This window comes from Nonomuraea sp. B1E8, assembly GCF_039871515.1.
Classification (GTDB): domain Bacteria; phylum Actinomycetota; class Actinomycetes; order Streptosporangiales; family Streptosporangiaceae; genus Nonomuraea.
In genome coordinates this window covers 18933-37977 of record NZ_JBDPLS010000002.1, presented here as the reverse complement: position 1 = coordinate 37977, position 19045 = coordinate 18933, and the positions used below count along the sequence as shown (strand labels likewise).

Below are 19045 nucleotides of genomic sequence, written 5' to 3'. Positions count from 1 at the left end.
AGCCAGGAGTCACCCGAGACGTCACCGCGCCACGGGGTCCGGCGTCTCCGCCTGCCAGCAGTGCGTCCAGCGGCCCTCCCCCAGTTCCGTACGTCCCGGCGCCTCGCTCGAGCACACCGGCAGCGCCACCGGGCAGCGCGGATGGAAACGGCACCCGCCAGGCGGGGCGATGAGGCTGGGCGGCTCGCCGTGCCGGGTCGCGTCGGGCGGGGTCACCCGGTCGGGGTCAGGCGCCGACTCCAGCAGCAGCCGCGTGTACGGGTGCCGGGGCGACTGGGTGACCGCCTCGCTGGGCCCGCTCTCGATGAGCCGGCCCGCGTACATCACCGTGATGTCCTCGGCGAAGTAGCGTGCGCTGGCGATGTCGTGCGTGATGTACAGCAGCGCCAGCCCGCTCTCCTTGGCCAGCTCCTCCAGCAGCCGCAGCACGCCGAGCCTGATCGACACGTCCAGCATCGACACGGGCTCGTCGGCGATCAGCGCGACGGGCTGGACGGCCAGCGCCCGCGCGATCGCCACCCGCTGCCGCTGCCCGCCGGACAGCTCGTGGGGCAGCTTGTCCATGAACTGCTCCACCGGCGTGAGGCTGACGCGTTCGAGCAGTTCGGCGACCATCGTGCGCTCCTGCTCGTCCGAGCGGGCGTGGCCGTGGATGCGCAGCGGCCTGGCCAGGTGGTAGCGCACCCGGTGGAAGGGGTTCAGCGAGGAGAACGGGTCCTGGAAGATGAGCTGCACCTGGCGCCGGTAGTCGCGGAACGCCGCCCCGCGATGCGCGCGCACCGGCTCGCCGCGCAGCAGCAGCTCGCCCGACGTGGCCGGATAGACCTGCGCGAGCAGCCGGGCCACCGTGCTCTTGCCGCAGCCGCTCTCCCCCACGAGCGCCGACACGGAGCCGGCGCGCAGGGCGATCGACACGTCCTCCACGGCCCGCACGGGCGGCCGCCTCCCGAGCCGTCCCCTCGGCCCGCGGGCCGAGGTGAAGTGCTTGGTGAGGTTACGACCCTCAAGAACGATCATGATGCTTCCTCCACACCGCTGCCGCCGTTCAGCAGACACGCCACCTCGCCGTCCGCCCCGCCCGCACCACCGGTCAGCAGGGGCAGCCGCGTGGAGCACTCCTCCATGGCCCTCCCGCAGCGCGGGTGGAAGGCGCAGCCGGGCGGCAGCGAACGCAGGTCGGGTGGGGTGCCGGGGATGCCGAGCAGCTCCTCGCGGGGCCCGTGCAGGCGGGGGAACGAGCGGAGCAGGCCCAGCGTGTACGGGTGCCGCGGCGCCCTGTGCAGCGCCGCGGCGGTGCCGGTCTCGACGACGCGGCCCGCGTACATGATGGCGATCCTGTCGGAGATCTCCATGAGCAGCGACAGGTCGTGCGTGATGAACACGACCGCGAAGCCGTACTCCTCCCTGAGCGCCCTGATCTCGTGGAGGATGTCGCGCTGCACCACCACGTCGAGCGCCGTCGTCGGCTCGTCCATGATGATGACCTCGGGGTTGAGGGCGAGCGCGATCGCGATGGCGGCGCGCTGCCGCATGCCGCCCGACAGCTCGTGCGGGTACGACCGCCGCCGGTCGGCGCTGATGCCGACGCGCTGCAGCAGCTCGACGGCCCGCTCCGCCCGGTCCTTGCGGGGCATCTTGGGGGCGTGGATGCGCAGGACGTCGTCGATCTGGGCGCCGACGGTGCTGACCGGGTTGAGCGAGTTCATGGCGCTCTGGAAGACGACGGCCAGCTCCTTCCACCGGAAGGCGCGCAACTCGTCCCGCTTGAGGGCGAGCACGTCGACGGCGGTGCCGTCCTGGCGGTGGTAGACCACCGAGCCGGAGGTGATCGCGGCGGGCGGGCGCAGCAGCCGGGCGACGGCGTTGGCCAGCGTGGACTTGCCGCTGCCGCTCTCCCCCGCGAGGCCGAGGATCTCGCCCCGCCGCAGGTCGAGCGAGACGTCGGCGACGGCGTGCACGGCGCCGGTCTGCGACAGGTAGTCGACGCCGAGGTCGCGGATCTCCAGGACGTTCATGTGCGGGCCTTCCGGACCTTGACCTTGACCGTGCGCAGGCGGGGGTTGGCGATCTCGTCGATGCCGAAGTTCACCAGCGCGAGGCCCGTGCCGATGAGCGCGATGCACAACCCCGGCGGGATGAACCACCACCATGCCCCGATGAGCAGCGCCTGGCCGTTCTGGGCGAAGTAGAGCATGCTGCCCCAGCTGACCGTGGACAGGTCGGCCAGGCCCAGGAACGACAGCCCGGCCTCGGCCAGGATCGCGGCGACCACGGTGGCCAGGAAGCTGGTGGCGATGACGGGCAGCAGCACGGGCATGATCTCGAAGAAGATGATCCGCAGCGGCCCCTCGCCGCTGGCCCTGGCGGCCTGGACGAAGTCGCGCCGCCGTACCGAGAGGGTCTGGGCGCGCAACACGCGGGCGCCCCACGCCCAGCCGGTGACCGCGATCACCACTGCCACGGAACCGACGCCGCGCTGCGGCAGGTAGCCGGCCAGCACGATGATCAGCGGGAGGGCGGGCAGCACCAGGAAGATGTTGGTGAGCACGGACAGGACCTCGTCCACCGCGCCGCCGAAATAGCCGCCGACGAGGCCGACCAGGATCGCGAGCAGGTTGGCGATGACGGCCGACAAGACGCCGACGCCCATCGAGATGCGGGCCCCGTACACGATCTGGGTGAGGATGTCCTGGCCGGTCTGCGTGGTGCCGAGCCAGTGCTCGGCCGACGGGCCCTGCAGCCCGTCCTCGCTGGTGGCGGCGGGGTCTGCGCCGATGAGCAGCGGGCCGACCAGGGCCATCAGCGCGAAGAAGACGAGGATGCCGAAGCCGATCTTGATCTTCATTCGGACTCCTGCCTGGTTCGCGGGTCGAGCACGACGTACGCCAGGTCGGCCAGGAAGTTGGCGACGAGCACGGCCAGGGAGATGACGAGGAAGATGCCCTGCATGAGCGGGAAGTCCTCGTTCTCCACGCCCTTGAGGAGCATCGACCCGATCCCCGGGTACGAGAAGACGATCTCCGTCAGCACCGAGCCGCCCACCACGAACCCGAGCGAGAGGGCGAAGCTGGTGATGTTGGGCAGGATCGCGTTGCGGGCCGCGTACGCCCACATGACCCGCCGCGAGGTCAGCCCCTTCGCCTCGGCCATGACCACGTAGTCCTCGCCCAGCGTCGTCACCATGACGTTGCGCATGCCGAGGATGCGGTCGGCCATCGACGCGATCACGATCGTGACGGCGGGCAGCGCCGCGTGGTAGAGCACGCTCGCCGCGAACTCGCCGGTCATGCCGGGCATCACGTCCAGCCCGTACGCCCTCGACACGGGGAACCACTGCAGGGTCACGCCGAAGACGAACACGAGCGCCAGCGCCACCCAGAAGTACGGCACCGCGTGCATGAACGTGGCCGCGGGCAACACCCCGTCGAGCCAGGTGCCGCGCCTCCACGCCATGAGCACGCCCAGCGAGGTCCCGATGAGGTAGCTGATCAGGGTGGCCACGCCGACGAGCCCGACCGTCCACGGCAGGCTGTCGGCGATGACCGTGGACACCTCGGTGGGGAAGAAGGTGATCGAGCGGCCCAGCTCGCCGCGTGCGAGGTTGCCCAGGTAGTCGAGGTACTGCTGCCAGAGGCTCGCGTCGCTGATGCCGAACGCGCGCCGCATCGCGTCGATGGCCTCCGGTTCGACGTTGCCCTTCATCCTGGCCACCAGCAGTTCCACCGGATCCCCCGGCATGAGCCGGGGGATCAGGAAGTTGAGCGTGATGGCGGCCCAGGCCGTCAGGAGGTAGAAGCCGAGCCGCCGAGCCAGGAACCTCACTTGGCGGCCGGCTTCAGATGCAGCAGCACCACGGCGGCGTCGGGCGAGGTGTAGGGCGACGGCATCGCGTACGGGTCCTGCTCGGACGGCCAGCCGACGTACTTGTTGGTGCGGTACTGCGCCCAGGACGGGCTGTAGAACAGCGGCAGGGTGGGCAGCTTCTCCACCATGATCTTGCCGAGTCCCTGCGTGGCCTTCTGCTGCTCGGCCTTGTCCTCGGTGGCGGCGTACTCCTCGATCAGCCGGTCGGTCTCGGCGTCCTTCCAGCGCTGGTAGTTGCCGGTCGCGGACTCGCCGACGGGCTCGGCCAGGCCGCCGAAGAGCATCGAGCGCATCTGGTAGTAGGGGGTCGGCCCGGACGCGGTGGCCCTGATCGACAGCTCGTAGTTGCCCTTGCCGACCTTGGACACCCAGTCCTGGAACGCCACGCCCCTGGTGTCGACGGTGATGCCGATCTTGGCGAGGTCCTCCCGGATGAGCTGGGCGGCGTTGACCCAGTCGGTGAACGGCGAGGGCACCAGCAGCGTGAACTTCAGCTTGGCCGGGTCGACGCCCTTCAGCAGTTCCTTGGCCTTGGCCAGGTCGACCTTGAACGCGGCGTCCTTGTACTCGGGCGGCACGTACGCCTCCCCGCCCGGCATCGGCACGCCGGTCGGATGCGCGACCTTGGTGTAGCCGCGCTCGGCCACCCGGACGATCTTGTCGCGGTCGATGGCGAGGCTGATGGCCTGGCGCACCTCCGGCTTGGACAGGATCGGGTGGGTCAGGTTGGGCAGCAGCGTCACCACGCCCTCGGGCGGGAAGAAGAACTTGTTCTGCTCCGGCTTGCCCTGCACGTAGATCTTCTGGATGTCCGGCACGAACGCGCCCGCCCAGTCGACCTCGCCCTGCTGGAGCGCCGTCTGGACGGCGTTGGCGGTGTACGCGGGGAAGCGCAGCACCGGCACCTCGGGCTTGCCCGGCTGCCAGTAGGACGGGTTCTTGACCATCTCGTAGAGCTGGGCCGAGAACTTCGACAGCGTGTAGGGGCCGGTGCCGACCGGCTTCGGGTTGGTGAAGGTGACCGGGTCCTTCTGCTTCTCCCACAGGTGCTTGGGCACGATCGGCGAGTTGCCGGCGATGTTGAACAGCTTGGCGTACGACGTGTTCTCGAAGTCGATCCGCACCTTGTCCGGCGCCAGCGCCTCGGCGCCGGTGATCTCCAGCGCGTTCCTGTTGAGCTCGGGGTTGTCCTTGAGCATCTGGAACGTGAAGGCGACGTCGTCGGCGGTGAACGGCTTCCCGTCGGACCACTTCACACCCTGGCGGAGGGTGAACGTGACCGACTTGCCCTTGTCAGACCATTCGTGCTTCAGCGCCAGCCACGGCGTGATCTCGCCGGGCTTGAGCTTGTTGAAGTACATGAGGGTCTCGTGGATCATCCCGCTCGTCCCGAAGTTCACGCCTTCGAGGTGGTACGGGTTGAAGTCCTCCTGGAACGTGCCCGCGTCCACGGCATGGATGACCAGCGGCGGGGCGTTCTCAGCTTCGCCGCTCCCGCCGGAGCCTCCGCCGCCGGAACAGCCGGCGAGGGCGAGGGCGGCGAGGACCGCCAGCAGACGTTTCACGGGGGGCCTGATCATTGGGGGGCTGCCTTTCCGAAATACTTCGTCCGGAGGACGCGCGAGCCCTTCGGGGCGGCGAACGCCTGCGCGCGGCCGAATCCGGCTGGTGCACCGCGCACGACGGTCAGCGCGCGGTAGTAGTCGACGTAGGGGAAGCCGTAGGTCTCGCCCCTGGCGTAGGCGTAGCCGGTGATGGCCTGCGACCAGATCTCGTACGCCTCCTCGCTCAGCTCGACGAACACGTCGGGGGCGTAACCCTCGGCGTCCTCCCAGTTGTCGGCGTAGTAGAGCTCGCTCGCCCAGTAGGCGGGCTGCTCGCGTTCGAGGGTCTTCAGCCCGCCGTAGAAGCGGGCGTCCTCGACGATGCGGTGGGTGCGAGCGTGATCCTTGTGGATGGACGCGCTCCAATGGGTCAGGATGACGTCCGGCCGCAACTCCCTGATCTGGTCGCCGACGCGCATCTTGACCTCGTCGTCCTCGGGCAGCAGGCCGTCCTCGTAGTCGAGGAAGCGCACGCCGGCGCCGATCCGCTCGGCGAACGTCTCGGCCTCCTCGCGCTTCTGCTTGGCGTAGTCGGCCACGGACATGCGCGGATGGCCGCGCTCGCCGAGCGTCAGGTGCAGCAGCGTCGCGCGGTCGCCGCGCAGGACGTGCTGGGCGAGCACGGCGCCCGCGGTCAGGTCGAGGTCGCCCGCGTGGGCGCCGATGGCCAGAACGTGCGTCATGCTTCTCGCCTCATCACATGGAACCGCCTGGTGATCTCGTAACCGGCCTTGGTGTAGAGGTGGCCGGCGGGGCTGGTCTCGCCGGTCCACAGGAACCACGACGAGTGGAGCCCTTCGGCCCGCATCATCGTCATGGTGAGATGGAGCAGGATCTTGCCGAGGCCGGTGCCGCGCTGCCCAGGGTCGACGCCGAAGGGGCCGAACCGCTCGGGGATGCCGCGGTAGGCCGCGTAGAGGGCGAAGCCCACGATGTCGTCTTTTTTCGCGATGACGATGCGTTCGGGGTCGCGGTGGTGGCGGATCGCCTCACCCCAGTCGGGGTTGAAGGCGTCGGCCGCGAACCGGATCAGCTCCGGCAGCTCCCCCACGGCAGGGCTGCGGAAGACGTACCCCTCGCTCTCGCGCCTGGCGCGCAGCTCGTGCACGTCCTGCGGCGTCACGTAGCCGACGAGCGTGCGGTCCATCGCGACCGGCGAGTACAACGTACGGAAGCCCAGCGACTCCAGCAGCCGGAAGCCGGCGGGGTAGAGCTCCGGGTCGGCGCCCGGCAGCACGTAGTTCGGCGTATAGGACGAAAAATCCACCCTCGTCCGGCCGACGCCCTCCAGGAACGCCAGCGCCTCCCCCACCAGCCGCCGCCCCAGCCCGGCGCCGCGATGCTCCGGCGTGACGAAGAAGAACGGGATCCAGCCGGTCTCCGGTTCCAGATCGGTGCCAGGGGCCAGGGGCGTGAGCCTGCGGACGGCGTACGCACAGCCCGCCACCCGCCCGTCCACCACGGCCACCCGCAGGCCCTCGGGATCGAAGTTCGGGTCGAGCAGCACGCAGTCACGCAACCATCCGGAGGTGGTGGGGTCTCCTGGCATGCTCTTGTTCCAGGCGTCCACCAGGAGGCGTTCGTCGCCGGGCGCGAACGCGCGGACAGTCACCATGGGGGGTCCTTTCACACTGCTGCTGTCCCGCCACAGCTTTCCCAGTGTTAACCGCCCAGGTCAAGCGATGTAGGAAGAAATTTTCCATCTCGCAGTAAAAGTGGAAAATTAGTTTCGCGTGCGGTATCTATGGATAGTTGCGCGTCCACCCCGCTTGTCCAGGCTGCGTCCGCTCCGCCTGTCCCGCCCTGGAAACCCGCCCCGCACCCCTGCGCCGGCTGCGCTCACCCGGCCCTGCGCGGGCCCGACGGATGCCTCGCGCTCGCGTCGGCCTTCGATACTTCGGTACGACCGGAACGGCCGCACGGTGCGCCAGGCGCGCTGTAAGGAGTGCGTGCTGGAGGGGCCGGTACCCCTCCAGCACGCTCCTCCGCCGGACGGGCAACCCCCTGTCCGCCCGGCGGGCTCGAAACCGCGCGACCAGCCCCGCGCGGACGCGCGATCCCTCCGCGCAGCCGCTATTCCAGACCCGCGAGGAACGTCTTGGCCAGCCGGGTCACGGCCGACTTGGCGGCGCCGGACTCGAAGACCGGCGCCTGGTAGTCGTCGGCCTCGACGATGCCGCCGCCGGCCGTCGTGCCCCTGAAGGTGAACTCGACCGTGCGCTCGCCGGACAGGACCTTGATGAGCAACTCCCGCCGGGGTTCCTCGTCCGGCTCTCCAGGCGTGGTGGTGGAGGACACCACGGCGAACGCCTTCTCCCCGAGCCCTGAGAGCTCCTCCCTGGGCTCGTACGTGGTGTGGCTCACGCTGTTGCCGATGCCGCCCTTGGCGCGGTAACGGTCGTACTTCCTGGCATCACGATCGAACTGGAAGTCCGACCCGCTGCTGCCGTCGTTCCCCCAGTCGACGACGTGGATGCGCAAGCTTCCGCCCCTGGCGGTGTACTCCTGGCCCGGCTCGTGCTTCACCGCCTCCGAGATGGCCCAGGTGCAGGTGGTCTGCTTGATGCGCCCGTCGTTGTCGCCCACGGACGGCCCGGTGACGGCGGGGAAGAACGCCGACTGCACGTCCGCGACGCTGAGGATTCCGCAGGGCCCGCCGATCTTGACCTTGGAGGCGTCCTTGGCCATCTCCGCGGTGACGCGCTCGGCGACCTTGCCGGCCGCGGCGCGCACCTCGTCGCCCAAGGGGTATTTCCGGCCGGTCCGGTTGCTGCCGCCGTACTTGACCTTGATCAGCCATGGCCCCTGCCGGACGTACACCTCGGCCGACAGGCCGCTGTGCCCGATCGAGCTCTGGCTGTACGACGCGTCGCCGTACGTGAGCTTGAGGGTCTCGCCGAACGCCGAGCCCGAGGTCCTCCCGTCGACCCGCTTGCCGTCCCGGACGTTGACCCGCCGCTCGTGCGCCTTCCTGTCCTGCTCGAACTGGTCCTTGGCGTACTCGAGCGCGTTCCGGCTCTCGGTGCTCCTGGCCCGGACGGAGATGCTCAGGCTGCGATGGCCGATGACGCCGTCGCCGACGTCCATCTTGTTATTGCTCCATCCGCAGTTCGCCCGCTTGTCGCTTTCTGTGGCGGCCCCTGTGGACGCGTCCCTTCCGCCGTACTTGCCGTCGGTGACCAGGCTCTTGCGGAGGGCGTCCGGGATGGCGTCGCAGAGCTGGGACCCGGTGATCGGCCGTAGTTTCACCACCTCGGCGGCCGGGGTCGCCGAGGGCGTCCGCACCAGTCGGGGCCGCTTGCCGGTGAGTTCGGGGGGCGGTCCTGGTCCGTCGCCGAACTGCTGGAGGAGCAGCCACCCTCCGGCCGCCCCGCCGATCAGGACGACGGCGAGCACCGCGACGATGGCGATCAGCGCCCCCTTCCCCCCACCGCCACGCCGCGGCAGCCGCCGCCGCCCTCCTGGACCGCCCGGCCACCCCCCGGGCCCTCCAGGACCGCCCGGCCACGGCCCTCCGGGACCGCCCTGACCCGGTCCACGCCCATCTGGACCACCTGGCCACGGCCCTCCGGGACCGCCCCGGCCCGGCCCTCCGGGACCCATCGACGGGAAACCGCCCGCCTGCCCCGGCATCCCCTGTCCGCCGGGCCCCTGCGGCGGCCTGGCGGGGCCGCGCCCCGGGGACGGCGGGAATGGGGTGGACATCAGCGACCCTTCATAACAGACCGGCAGAACTTCGACTGGGTGGCCACGACGGCCGAGAAAGCCGCGTCCAAGCGAGGGCCCTGCCGTCCTTCGGGCGGCCAGGCATGCGTACGCCCCCGCGCTTGAACCGTGGCCGCTCCGAGCCTACGGACGGCCCGCACGCGGGAGTGTCAGGCGAACACCCGACAACCGATCACGGTTCGGTCGAACCGGGAGCACCGCCTCGGCGGCGAGCCGCCGGACGGCGGTCCTGGGAGCCGGCCCCGGTTGCCCGATCGGCGAGCCGCCTGCACAGACGACGAACGGCGGCGCCCCTGAAGGACACCGCCGTCGTGCGAATCGTGGGTGGAGCTATGGGGATTCGAACCCCAGACCTCCTCCATGCCATGGAGGCGCGCTACCAACTGCGCCATAGCCCCTGATCACCGCTCCGAGCCCACCCGTTGCGGCGCTCGGAGAGCTTATAGCCATCCGCGCTGATTCTCCTAATCGCGCCCGCACACCGGAGGAAGGCCGTACGGCCCCCGAGCCGTACGTGCCTGCCGGACCTCAGACCTCGGCGTCCGGCCGGTCGTCACTGTTGACGGGCTCCGGCAGGGTGCCGGCGTTGTGCTCGAGCAGCCGCCATCCCTTGCGCCCTTCCTGCAGCACGGACCAGGAGCAGTTGCCCAGCCCGCCGAGCGCCGGCCACAGCTCCTCCGGCAGCCCGAGCAGCTCGCAGATCCCGAGCCGCAGCGCGGCCCCGTGCGAGGCCACGACGAGCAGCCCGTCGTCGTCGAGGCGGCCGGCCCACTTGCGCATGGCGGCCGCCACCCGGGCGGCCACGTCACCGACGGGTTCTCCGTCCGGCGCCTCCCAGGCCGCGTATTCGTCGGGCCAGCGTGCGGCGATCTCCTCGCGCGTCAGCCCTTCCCATTGACCACCGCCGCGCTCGCGGAAGTCCTTGTCGACCGCCACGTCGAGCCCGATGACCCGCCCGAGCGCCAGCGCGGTGTCGTTGGCCCGCTGGAGGTCGGAGGAGACGATCAGGGTCGGACGCAGCGATGCCAGCAGCGACGCGGCCCTGGCCGCCTGCGCCATGCCGGTCTCGTCGAGAGGGATGTCGGAGTGGCCCTGGAAGCGCCGCTCAACGTTCCACAACGTCTGCCCGTGACGCAGACACACGATCCTTTTACTCAACTGCGGGCCCGCTGCAGATTGGCCTGCATGACGCTCTCCGGCAGCGCGATGGCCGGGCAGTCCTTCCAGAGGCGCTCGAGCGCGTAGAACGTGCGGTCTTCCTCGTGCTGGACGTGCACGACGATGTCGATGTAGTCGAGCAGCACCCAGCGGCCCTCGCGCTCGCCCTCTCGGCGCACGGGCTTGACGTCGGCCTCGGTGCGCAGCCGCTCTTCGATCTCGTCGACGATGGCGCGTACCTGACGGTCGTTGGTGGCGGAGCAGAGCAGGAAGGCGTCGGTGATGACGAGCTGTTCGCTCACGTCGTATGCGAGGATGTCATCGGCCAGCTTGTCGGCCGCGGCCTCCGCGGCGATGCGCACGAGCTGGACGGATCTGTCAGATGCGGTCACGATGCGGGTCTGTCCTCCTGTGTCGGCAGCATGCCTTATGTTGAGCGTACCCTTCCGGGCCGAAACCCCTCACCCACAGCGTGACGACCTTCAGCCGGTGGCGTGATAGAGCCCGCGCTTGTTGATGTACTGCACGATCCCGTCAGGCACCAGATACCAGATCGGTTCGCCCTTGGCGACGCGCTGCCGGCACTCCGACGACGAGATGGCCAGCGCGGGGATCTCCAGCAGCGTCACCTTGCCATCGGGCAGGCCGGGGTCGTGCAGCGTGTGGCCGGGGCGCGTGCAACCGACGAAGTGGGCCAGCTCGAACAACTCGCCGGCGTCCTGCCAGCCGAGGATGGCGCCGAGGGCGTCGGCGCCGGTGATGAAGAAAAGCTCGGTCTGCGGACCATAAACTTCCGATACATCACGCAATGTGTCGATAGTAAAGGTAGGGCCAGGGCGATCCACGTCCACCCTGCTCACGGAGAAGCGGGGGTTCGACGCCGTCGCGATGACCGTCATCAGATAGCGGTCCTCCGCCGCCGAGACCTCACGCTCGGACTTCTGGTACGGCCGTCCGGTCGGTACGAAGACGACCTCGTCGAGATGGAAATGGTGGGCCGCTTCGCTGGCCGCGACAAGGTGCCCATGATGGATGGGATCGAACGTCCCACCCATCACACCCACTCGCCGCTTCCCCTGGACACCAGGCGCGTTCATCATGAAACGGACCTTACGCGGACGTCCTACGACAACATGATGGCACCCCCCTGAGTGATGTCCGCGCATCACTTCCGCTGCGGACGTAGCATGCCGGGCATGACGACCACCCCGGACCGCAACCGCGTCCAACTGCCCGGCATATCGTCCCGAGCCTACGAACACCCCGCAGACCGGTCCGCCCTGGTCGCTCTGCGTAAGTTGAGTGGGTTCGACACAGTTCTCAAGCAGATGTCCGGCCTCGTCAGCGAGCGCCGGTTGCGCCTGATGTACCTCGCGTCGGCCGTACGCGTGAGCGAGACCCAGTTCCGCGCGCTCTACGACATGGGCCGCGACGCCGCCTACACCCTCGACCTGCACCGGATCCCCGAGATCTACGTCCAGCAGGACCCGCAGGTCCAGGCCAAGGCCATCGGCTTCGACGACCCGTTCATCGTCGTGACCACCGGCCTGCTCAACCTCATGAACGAGGAGGAGCAGCGCTTCGTCATCGGCCACGAGACCTCGCACATCCTGTCGGGGCACGCGGTCTACCGGACGATGCTCGACATCCTCACCCGCCTCGCCACCCGCGTCGCCTGGATCCCGCTCGGCTACATCGGCCTGCGCGCGATCGTCGCGGGCCTGGAGGAGTGGTACCGCAAGTCCGAGCTGTCCTCCGACCGCGGCGGCCTGCTCACGGGGCAGAACCCCGAGGCGGCCAAGCGCGCGCTGATGAAGCTCGCCGGCGGCGACTACACCCACGAGATGAACATCGAGGCGTTCCTGGCGCAATACCAGGAATACGACACCGCGGGCGACCTTCGCGACGGCTTCCTCAAGGTGCTCAACCTGCTCGGCACCACCCACCCGTTCGCGGTGGTGCGCGTGGCGGAGCTGGACAAGTGGCAGCGCAGCGGCGAATACGACCGGATCATCGGCGGCGACTACCCGCGCAGGGAAGACGACGCCAACGCCCGGGTGACCGACGAGATGAAGGCCGCGGCCGAGTCCTACCGCGCCTCATGGCAGCAGTCGCAGGACCCGTTCATCGGCGTCCTGCGCGACGTGGCCGAGGGCGCCGTCAACGCGGGCGAGCGCATCTTCAACCGCTTCTCCCGCCGCGACGGCGGCCAGGGCTGACGGGAGCGCCGCACGCGGCCGATCAGCGTGATCGACCGCGTGATCCGCCGCGCACGGCGACGGCGGATCAGAGCAGCAGGGCGATGGCGCGCACGGCGGCCGCGCACAGGGCGACGAACCCGCCCAGCACGGCCAGTGCGCGCAGCCCTTCCCTGCGCAGATCGGGCAGGCGCTGGCCGATGCGCTCGATCTCGCGCCCGGTGAAACCACCGCACAACATCCCGAACACCACGCCGGCCACGGTCACCGGCGCCGGCTGCTGCCACCAGTCAGCGTCGATCTGACCCCCGCCGGTCGCCCAGAGCGCCCCGCCCGACGCCACCGCGACGGGCACGCCGGGCCACACGGCGGCCGTCGTCGTCGCCGCCGCGAGCGCGAGCGGGAAGAGCAGCACGCGCAGGGCCACGCGCGTGGCCCGTGAGCTGCGGTTCCTGACCAGCCAGTGGCTCATCCAGAGGGTCCTGGTCAGCACCACGAGCACCGTCGTGATGGCGATGGAGGCGATCGGCCAGATCACCGAGGTCACCACGCACGGCACGGCCAGCGCGGCGAGCAACAGCAGGGCGCCGTTGCCCGCGGGCAGCGTGGTGGACGATTCGGAGCGCAGGCCCGTCTTCCGCTTGTCCTGCGGCTTGGTCGCGGCCCTCGCGCGCACGGCCGCCGCCGTCCGCTGACGTGGCGCGGCCACCTTGGCCCGCGGCCCCGTGACCTTGCCGTCGACACTCGCGCGGCTCCGCGGCGCGGGCACCTTGCCCTCTGCCTGGACACGGCTCCGCGCCGCAGCAACACCGTCCGTGCGGTTCCGTGCCGCGGCCCCGTCCGTGCCCGAGCGGCTCCGTGCGGATCCCTCCGTACCCGCCCTGTTCCGTGCGGCCCCGTCCGTGCCCGAGCGGCTCCGTGCGGCCCCGTCCGTGCCCGCCCTGTTCCGTGCGGCCCCGTCCGTGCCCGCCCTGTTCCGTGCGGCCCCGTCCGCACTCGCCCGGCTTCGCGCCGCGGCCCCCTCCGTGTCCGCGCGGCCACGAACGGCGGCTCCGTCAGCACCTGACCGGCCGCGCGCGGCGGAACCGTCCGGGTTCGCGCGGTTGCGCGCCGCGGGACCGTCCGTGCCCGCCCGGCTCCGGACCGCCGCGCCGTCCGCGGTGCCACGGCCGCGCGCCGCCGCGCCCTTGCCGTCGGCGCTCGTACGGCCGCGCGGCGCAGGCACCTTGCCGTCCACACCCGTGCCACCGGCCCGTCCGCGCGCCGAGTCCTCCGTCGTGCGGCTGCGTACGGCCGTGCCCTTGCCGGCCTCCTCGGCCACCTCGACGGCCCGTCCACCGGTCGCCGCGGGCTCGGGATCGGCCCCGCTCGCCGCCCTGGCCAGCCGCGACAGCCGATCGGCCAGCAACGCCGCCGTGGGCCGCTTGCCCGGCTCCCTGTTGAGCGCCGCCCGCAGCAGGGGCAGCAGTTGCACGGGCACGCCCTTGAGGTCGGCCTGCCCGTTCAGCACCGCGTACATCTGCGCCTCGGCCGTGCCCCGCCCGAACGTCGGCCGCCCGGTCGCCGCGAACGCCACCGTGGCCGCCCACGCGTGCACGTCGGCGGGCGAGTCGACGTGCTCGTCGGCGAAGATCTCCGGCGCGGTGTAGCCGGGCGTGCCGAGGAACGTGCCCGTCATGGTGAGCCGGGTCGCGTCGAGCACCTGGGCGATGCCGAAGTCGATCAGGACCGGCCCGCCGGCGCCCATGATGATGTTGCCCGGCTTGAGATCCCGGTGGACGACTCCGGCCGCGTGGATGATCGCCAGCGCCGCCGCGATGCCCTGGGCGAGGTCGACCAGGTCGGCGTCGTCGAGCGGGCCGTTCTGGCGTACACGATCGAGCAGCGTGGCGCCCTCGATGTGCTCCATGACCAGGTAGGGGCGCGCGCAGCCCAGGTCCGCGTCGAGGACCTTGGCGACGTAGGGGCTCTCGACCCTGCGCAGCGCGCGGACCTCGCGCTCCAGCCTGATGCGCGAGGTCTCGTCCTCGGCAAGGTCGTGCAGGACCTTCAGTGCGACGTGCTCGCCGCGACGGATCGAGGCGAGATAGACCTCTCCCATGCCGCCGCGGCCGAGCCGCTCGACCAGGGTGTACGGCCCCACCTTGCCGAGCTTGCTCACCGTCCCTCCCCGCCCGGCGCGCCCATAAGGGACACAACCCTAGCGCCGTGACGCGAGTCACCGCGTGAGGCACGCCGAAGGTTAACGGCGCGCTTGAGTGGCCGGCCCGGCGGACAGCATGCTGTCGAGCTCGGCTGTGGGCGCCTCGGACAGCCGCCTGCGATTGTTCCTGCGCCAGTTGACCCGGCCACGGCTCTCCAGCCGGAGCAGCAGCCGGTCGGCGCCGAACAACACCGCGGCCATGAGGGCGAGGGCGACGACAATTTCCATGCCCCCAGTCAAACCGCGTCGTCAGGCGCCGGCCATGCCGACACGCCGGTTAACCGGCCACCACCGTGCCCTCCGACGTGCGCAAATGCCCCTCACCGGTGTAGATCCACTTGGTGGACGTCAGCTCGGGCAACCCCATCGGGCCGCGCGCGTGCAGCTTCTGTGTGGAGATGCCGATCTCCGCCCCGAAGCCGAACTCGCCCCCGTCGGTGAACCTCGTCGAGGCGTTGACCGCCACGGCCGCCGAGTCGACGAGCGCGACGAACCTGCGGGCGGCCCTCTGCGACCTGGTGACGATGGCGTCGGTGTGGCCGGAGCCGTAGCGCCTGATGTGGGCCACCGCCTCCTCCAGCGAGCCGACGACGGCGGCGGCGATGTCGAGCGAGAGGTATTCGGCGCGGAAGTCGTCATCCGTGGCCGGCACGACCTCGCCGTACGCGGCGATCTTCGCGTCGCCGTGGACGGTCACGCCCGCCTCGGCCAGCGCCCGCAGCGCCCGGGGCACGAACGCGTCGGCCACGTCGGCGTGCACCAGGAACGTCTCCGCCGCGTTGCACACCGAGGGCCGTTGCGCCTTGGCGTTGACCAGGATCTGCACGGCCAGGTCCACGTCGGCGTCGGCGTCGACGTAGACGGAGCAGTTGCCGACGCCGGTCTCGATCACCGGGACAGTGGACTCCTCGACCACCGAGTTGATCAGCGACGCGCCGCCGCGCGGGATCAGCACGTCGACCAGGCCGCGGGCGCGCATGAGCTCTTTGACCGAGTCGCGGGTCAGCCCGGGGACGAGCTGCACGGCCCCGGCCGGGACCTCGGTGCCGGCCAGGGCGTCCTGCATGACCCGCACCAGGGCGGCGTTGGAGGAGTGAGCGCTGGACGAGCCCCTGAGCAGCACCGCGTTGCCGCTCTTGAGACAGAGGGCGGCGGCGTCGACGGTGACGTTGGGGCGGCCCTCGTAGATGATGCCGATCACCCCCAGCGGCACCCTGAGCTGGCGCAGCTCGAGCCCGTTGGGCAGCGTGGCGCCGCGCACGACCTCGCCGACCGGGTCGGGCAGGTCGGCGACCTGGCGCACGGCCTCGGCGATGGCCGCGATCCTGGCCTCGTCGAGCCGCAGCCGGTCGACCATCGCCTCGGCGGTGCCCTGGGACCTGGCCTGCTCGACGTCCTTGGCGTTGGCCTCGACGATCGGCGCCGCGTGCGCGACCAGCGCGTCGGCGATGGCGCGCAGCGCCCGGTCCTTCGGCGCCCGAGGCAGCGGGGCCAGCTCGGCGGCGGCCTCTCGCGCCGCGTGGGCGACCTTCAGGAACTCTGTGCTCATGGCTACGCTCCGCTCCGCTGCCCGGGGCGCCCGGCGCCCCGGCCGTCCTTCGTCACCGGGGCCCGTCGGTCGGGCATCCGGCTCTCAACTGTGGGCTTCCAGTATGACGATGTCGTCACGGTGGATCAGCTCGCGCTCATATTCCGGACCCAGCGTGCTCGCCAGCTCCCACGTGGAGCGCCCGAGCAGGCCGGGGATCTCGGCGGCGTCGAAGTTGACCAGGCCGCGTGCCACCACGAGGCCTTCCGGTTCGCACAGGTCGACGGGGTCGCCGGCGGCGAACTCGCCCTCCACCGACGTCACCCCTGCCGGCAGCAGGGACTTGCGCCGGCCCACGATGGCGTCGACCGCGCCCTGGTCGAGGTGGAGCCGGCCACGCCCGGTGGTGGCGTGCGCGAGCCACAGCAGGCGCGTGCCGGGGTGGCGGCCGCCGGGGTGAAAGTAGGTGCCGACGTCCGCTCCGCTCAGCGCCTGGGCCGCGTGAGCGGCCGCCGTGAGCACCACGGGCACTCCGGCCCCGGTGGCGATCCTGGCCGCCTGCACCTTGGTCACCATGCCGCCGGTGCCCACGGCCGCGCCGCTCCTGCCGAGCTCGACCCCGATCAGGTCGCCGGCGCCGCGGATCTCCGTCAGGCGGCGCGAGCCGCTGCGGCTCGGCGGGCCGTCGTAGAGCGCGTCGACGTCCGACAGCAGCACCAGCGCGTCGGCGTGGATCAGGTGCGACACCAGCGCCGCCAGCCGGTCGTTGTCGCCGAAGCGGATCTCGTCGGTGGCCACCGTGTCGTTCTCGTTGACGATGGGCACGATGCCCAGCTCGAGCAGCCGGTTGAGAGTGCGCTGGGCGTTGGCGTGGTGGGCGCGGCGCATCATGTCGTCGGCGGTCAGCAGCACCTGGCCGACGCGCAGGGAGTAGCGGGCGAAGGAGGAGGTGTAGCGGGCGACGAGCACACCCTGCCCGACGGACGCGGCCGCCTGCTGGGTGGCCAGGTCACGTGGTCGCGCGGTCAGCCCCAGCGGGCCGAGGCCCGCCGCGATCGCTCCCGAGGAGACCAGGACGATCTGCGTTCCGGCCAGGCGCCGCGCCGCCAGCACATCCACCAGCGCGTCGACCCGGTCGACGTCGATCATGCCCTGAGGAGTGGTGAGCGAGGAGGAGCCGACCTTGACAACGACCTTGGACGCCGAGCTGAGCTGTTCCCGCACGTCTGGCAGCTTATCGGCTGCCGGAAAGTGCGACGCGACCGGCCGCCGCGCGCATGGCGGCGGCGACCTCCTCCGGCGTGTCACCCCGGCGCAGCGCGTACGCGGCGGCCGAGGTCACCGCCCCCACCAGCGCCCCCACCAGCGCCCCGACGACCACGACGTCGCCTTCCTCCGGATAGCTCCGGCACAACGCGTCGACGATGCGCCGCTGCGCGTCCAGCAGCCGCCGCATCATCCGGGCCTGCAGGTCGGGGACGGTCAGCATCAGCTTCACCCGGACGTCGGCCATCCCGGTGGCCAGGTCGGAACCGGTGACCTCGCTGATCATGCGCTCGGCCGCCGTGGCGAGCACGTCGGGCAGCGACTCGTCCGCCCCCCGCCCCTCGATGGTCCGTACGGCCAGCTCGACCCGCGTGCCGGCGTCGGCCAGGACGACGTCCTCCTTGGTGGCGAAGTGCAGGAAGAACGTCCTGGTCGACACGTCGGCCGCGGCCGCGATCTGGGCGACGGTCGTCGCCTCGTAGCCCTGCCGCCGGAACAACTCCACCGCCGCCGCGATCAGCGCCTCGCGCGTACGCCGCTTCTTCCGTTCCCTCATCCCCTCCGCCATACGCCCACATTACTACATTGACTGCATCAATTCATTCGATGTAGTAATTTGTCCATGGGAATCCGCACTTACGTCGTGACCGGTGCCGCGTCGGGCATCGGCGCCGCCACCGCAGACCACCTGGAGAAGGGCGGCGACCGGGTGATCCGCTGCGACGTGCGCGACGCCGACGTGACCGCCGACCTGACCACACCGGAGGGCCGCGAACGGCTCGCCTCAGCGGTGGTGGCGGCCTCTGACGGCCGGGTCGACGGCCTGATCGCCGTGGCCGGCAGCGCCGCCCCGTCGCCGCTCACCGCGCGGCTCAACTTCTTCGGCACGATCGCGACCCTGGAGGGCATCAGGCCCCTTCTGGCCGGATCAGACCGGCCCAGGGCGGTCGCCGTCTCCTCGCTGAGCGCGATCGTGGCCGCCGACGACACCATCGTCGACGCGTGCCTGTCCATGGACGAGGAGGCAGCCGTGGCCGCCGTCACGACCGCCGTCGAGGCCGGCCGGGGCCGCATCGTCTACCCGTCCACCAAGCTGGCGCTCAACCGCTGGCTCCGCCGGGCCGCCGTCAGCCCTGCCTGGGCGGAGGCCGGCATTCCGCTCAATGCGGTCGCACCGGGTGTGGTGGACACGGAGACGGCGAGAACGATGTTCCTGGACGATCCGGCCACCCGCGCGCTGGTGTCCTCCATGATGCCCCAGCCCCTCGGATTCCCCGGGCCCGTCTCCGCGATCGTGTCCCTGCTCGCGTGGACGGTCAGCCCGGACAACGCGTTCATGACCGGCCAGATCCTCTACGCCGACGGCGGCGCCGAAGCCACCCTCCGCCCCTGACCAGGCAGGCCGGCGTCGAGCCGCCCCTCCGCAGGCCCCCCGTCCTGACCGTGCACCCGCCGTACGCCATCACGCCGTGCCCTCGGGCGGGCAAACGCTCGAAGC

At 70.9% G+C, this 19045-nt stretch carries 18 protein-coding genes and 1 tRNA gene; 2 read left to right on the top strand and 17 right to left on the bottom strand.

Translation table 11 applies throughout. The features are described from left to right. Positions 1 to 21: 21 nt before the first annotated feature. The 12 genes from ABGA98_RS09155 to nadD form a co-directional block, all read right to left on the bottom strand. A complete protein-coding gene (locus tag ABGA98_RS09155) occupies positions 22 to 1017 on the bottom strand; it encodes an ABC transporter ATP-binding protein (protein WP_347617755.1) in 996 nt (331 codons plus the stop codon). Next, positions 1014 to 2015: an ABC transporter ATP-binding protein gene (locus ABGA98_RS09150; RefSeq protein ID WP_347617754.1), complete on the bottom strand. Its 1002-nt coding sequence runs from the start codon at positions 2013 to 2015 to the stop codon at positions 1014 to 1016. Before ABGA98_RS09150 ends, ABGA98_RS09155 begins: the two co-directional genes overlap by 4 nt. Next, positions 2012 to 2845 (bottom strand): ABC transporter permease, encoded by an 834-nt coding sequence (locus tag ABGA98_RS09145; RefSeq protein WP_132606084.1) that lies wholly within the window; start codon positions 2843 to 2845, stop codon positions 2012 to 2014. The genes ABGA98_RS09150 and ABGA98_RS09145 overlap by 4 nt, the downstream gene beginning before the upstream one ends. After that, the gene (locus ABGA98_RS09140) at positions 2842 to 3822 is read right to left on the bottom strand and encodes an ABC transporter permease (RefSeq protein ID WP_132341496.1); all 981 of its coding nucleotides are present in this window, start codon (positions 3820 to 3822) and stop codon (positions 2842 to 2844) included. The genes ABGA98_RS09145 and ABGA98_RS09140 overlap by 4 nt, the downstream gene beginning before the upstream one ends. Next, on the bottom strand, positions 3819 to 5429 hold the full coding sequence (locus ABGA98_RS09135; protein ID WP_347617753.1) for an ABC transporter substrate-binding protein: 1611 nt from the start codon (positions 5427 to 5429) through the stop codon (positions 3819 to 3821). Before ABGA98_RS09135 ends, ABGA98_RS09140 begins: the two co-directional genes overlap by 4 nt. An 11-nt stretch (positions 5430 to 5440) precedes the next feature. Beyond that, positions 5441 to 6151 (bottom strand): PIG-L family deacetylase, encoded by a 711-nt coding sequence (locus tag ABGA98_RS09130; RefSeq protein ID WP_347617752.1) that lies wholly within the window; start codon positions 6149 to 6151, stop codon positions 5441 to 5443. After that, on the bottom strand, positions 6148 to 7083 hold the full coding sequence (locus ABGA98_RS09125; RefSeq protein WP_347617751.1) for a GNAT family N-acetyltransferase: 936 nt from the start codon (positions 7081 to 7083) through the stop codon (positions 6148 to 6150). Before ABGA98_RS09125 ends, ABGA98_RS09130 begins: the two co-directional genes overlap by 4 nt. A 458-nt stretch (positions 7084 to 7541) precedes the next feature. Continuing rightward, on the bottom strand, positions 7542 to 8864 hold the full coding sequence (locus ABGA98_RS09120; protein WP_347617750.1) for a hypothetical protein: 1323 nt from the start codon (positions 8862 to 8864) through the stop codon (positions 7542 to 7544). A 655-nt stretch (positions 8865 to 9519) separates the two neighbouring features. After that, positions 9520 to 9592, bottom strand: a tRNA-Ala gene (locus ABGA98_RS09115). 130 nt (positions 9593 to 9722) lie between these two features. Further along, a complete protein-coding gene (locus ABGA98_RS09110) occupies positions 9723 to 10352 on the bottom strand; it encodes a histidine phosphatase family protein (protein ID WP_347617749.1) in 630 nt (209 codons plus the stop codon). After that, complete coding sequence (gene rsfS, locus ABGA98_RS09105; RefSeq protein WP_132516528.1) at positions 10349 to 10744, bottom strand: ribosome silencing factor; 396 nt, start codon at positions 10742 to 10744, stop codon at positions 10349 to 10351. Before rsfS ends, ABGA98_RS09110 begins: the two co-directional genes overlap by 4 nt. A 90-nt stretch (positions 10745 to 10834) precedes the next feature. Beyond that, a complete protein-coding gene (gene nadD / locus ABGA98_RS09100; RefSeq protein ID WP_347617748.1) occupies positions 10835 to 11452 on the bottom strand; it encodes a nicotinate-nucleotide adenylyltransferase in 618 nt (205 codons plus the stop codon). Between the two features lie 96 nt (positions 11453 to 11548). On the opposite strand from nadD, the gene ABGA98_RS09095 reads away from it, so the two are divergent. Beyond that, entirely contained in the window at positions 11549 to 12571 is a 1023-nt protein-coding gene (locus tag ABGA98_RS09095; RefSeq protein WP_347617747.1) for a M48 family metallopeptidase, read from the top strand. 67 nt (positions 12572 to 12638) lie between these two features. Here ABGA98_RS09095 and ABGA98_RS09090 read toward each other — a convergent pair whose 3' ends face one another. From ABGA98_RS09090 to ABGA98_RS09070, 5 genes are all read right to left on the bottom strand, one after another. After that, entirely contained in the window at positions 12639 to 14711 is a 2073-nt protein-coding gene (locus tag ABGA98_RS09090) for a protein kinase (RefSeq protein WP_347617746.1), read from the bottom strand. Positions 14712 to 14792: 81 nt separating this feature from the next. Then, complete coding sequence (locus ABGA98_RS09085; protein WP_347617745.1) at positions 14793 to 14981, bottom strand: hypothetical protein; 189 nt, start codon at positions 14979 to 14981, stop codon at positions 14793 to 14795. Positions 14982 to 15030: 49 nt separating this feature from the next. Then, complete coding sequence (locus ABGA98_RS09080; RefSeq protein ID WP_347617744.1) at positions 15031 to 16302, bottom strand: glutamate-5-semialdehyde dehydrogenase; 1272 nt, start codon at positions 16300 to 16302, stop codon at positions 15031 to 15033. Positions 16303 to 16386: 84 nt separating this feature from the next. Then, positions 16387 to 17514, bottom strand: a complete 1128-nt coding sequence (gene proB, locus ABGA98_RS09075) for a glutamate 5-kinase (protein ID WP_347618334.1) — start codon at positions 17512 to 17514, stop codon at positions 16387 to 16389. Between the two features lies 1 nt (position 17515). Then, positions 17516 to 18115, bottom strand: a complete 600-nt coding sequence (locus ABGA98_RS09070; protein ID WP_347617743.1) for a helix-turn-helix domain-containing protein — start codon at positions 18113 to 18115, stop codon at positions 17516 to 17518. A 54-nt stretch (positions 18116 to 18169) separates the two neighbouring features. On the opposite strand from ABGA98_RS09070, the gene ABGA98_RS09065 reads away from it, so the two are divergent. Next, a complete protein-coding gene (locus ABGA98_RS09065; protein ID WP_347617742.1) occupies positions 18170 to 18940 on the top strand; it encodes an SDR family oxidoreductase in 771 nt (256 codons plus the stop codon). The last annotated feature ends 105 nt before the right edge of the window (positions 18941 to 19045 follow it).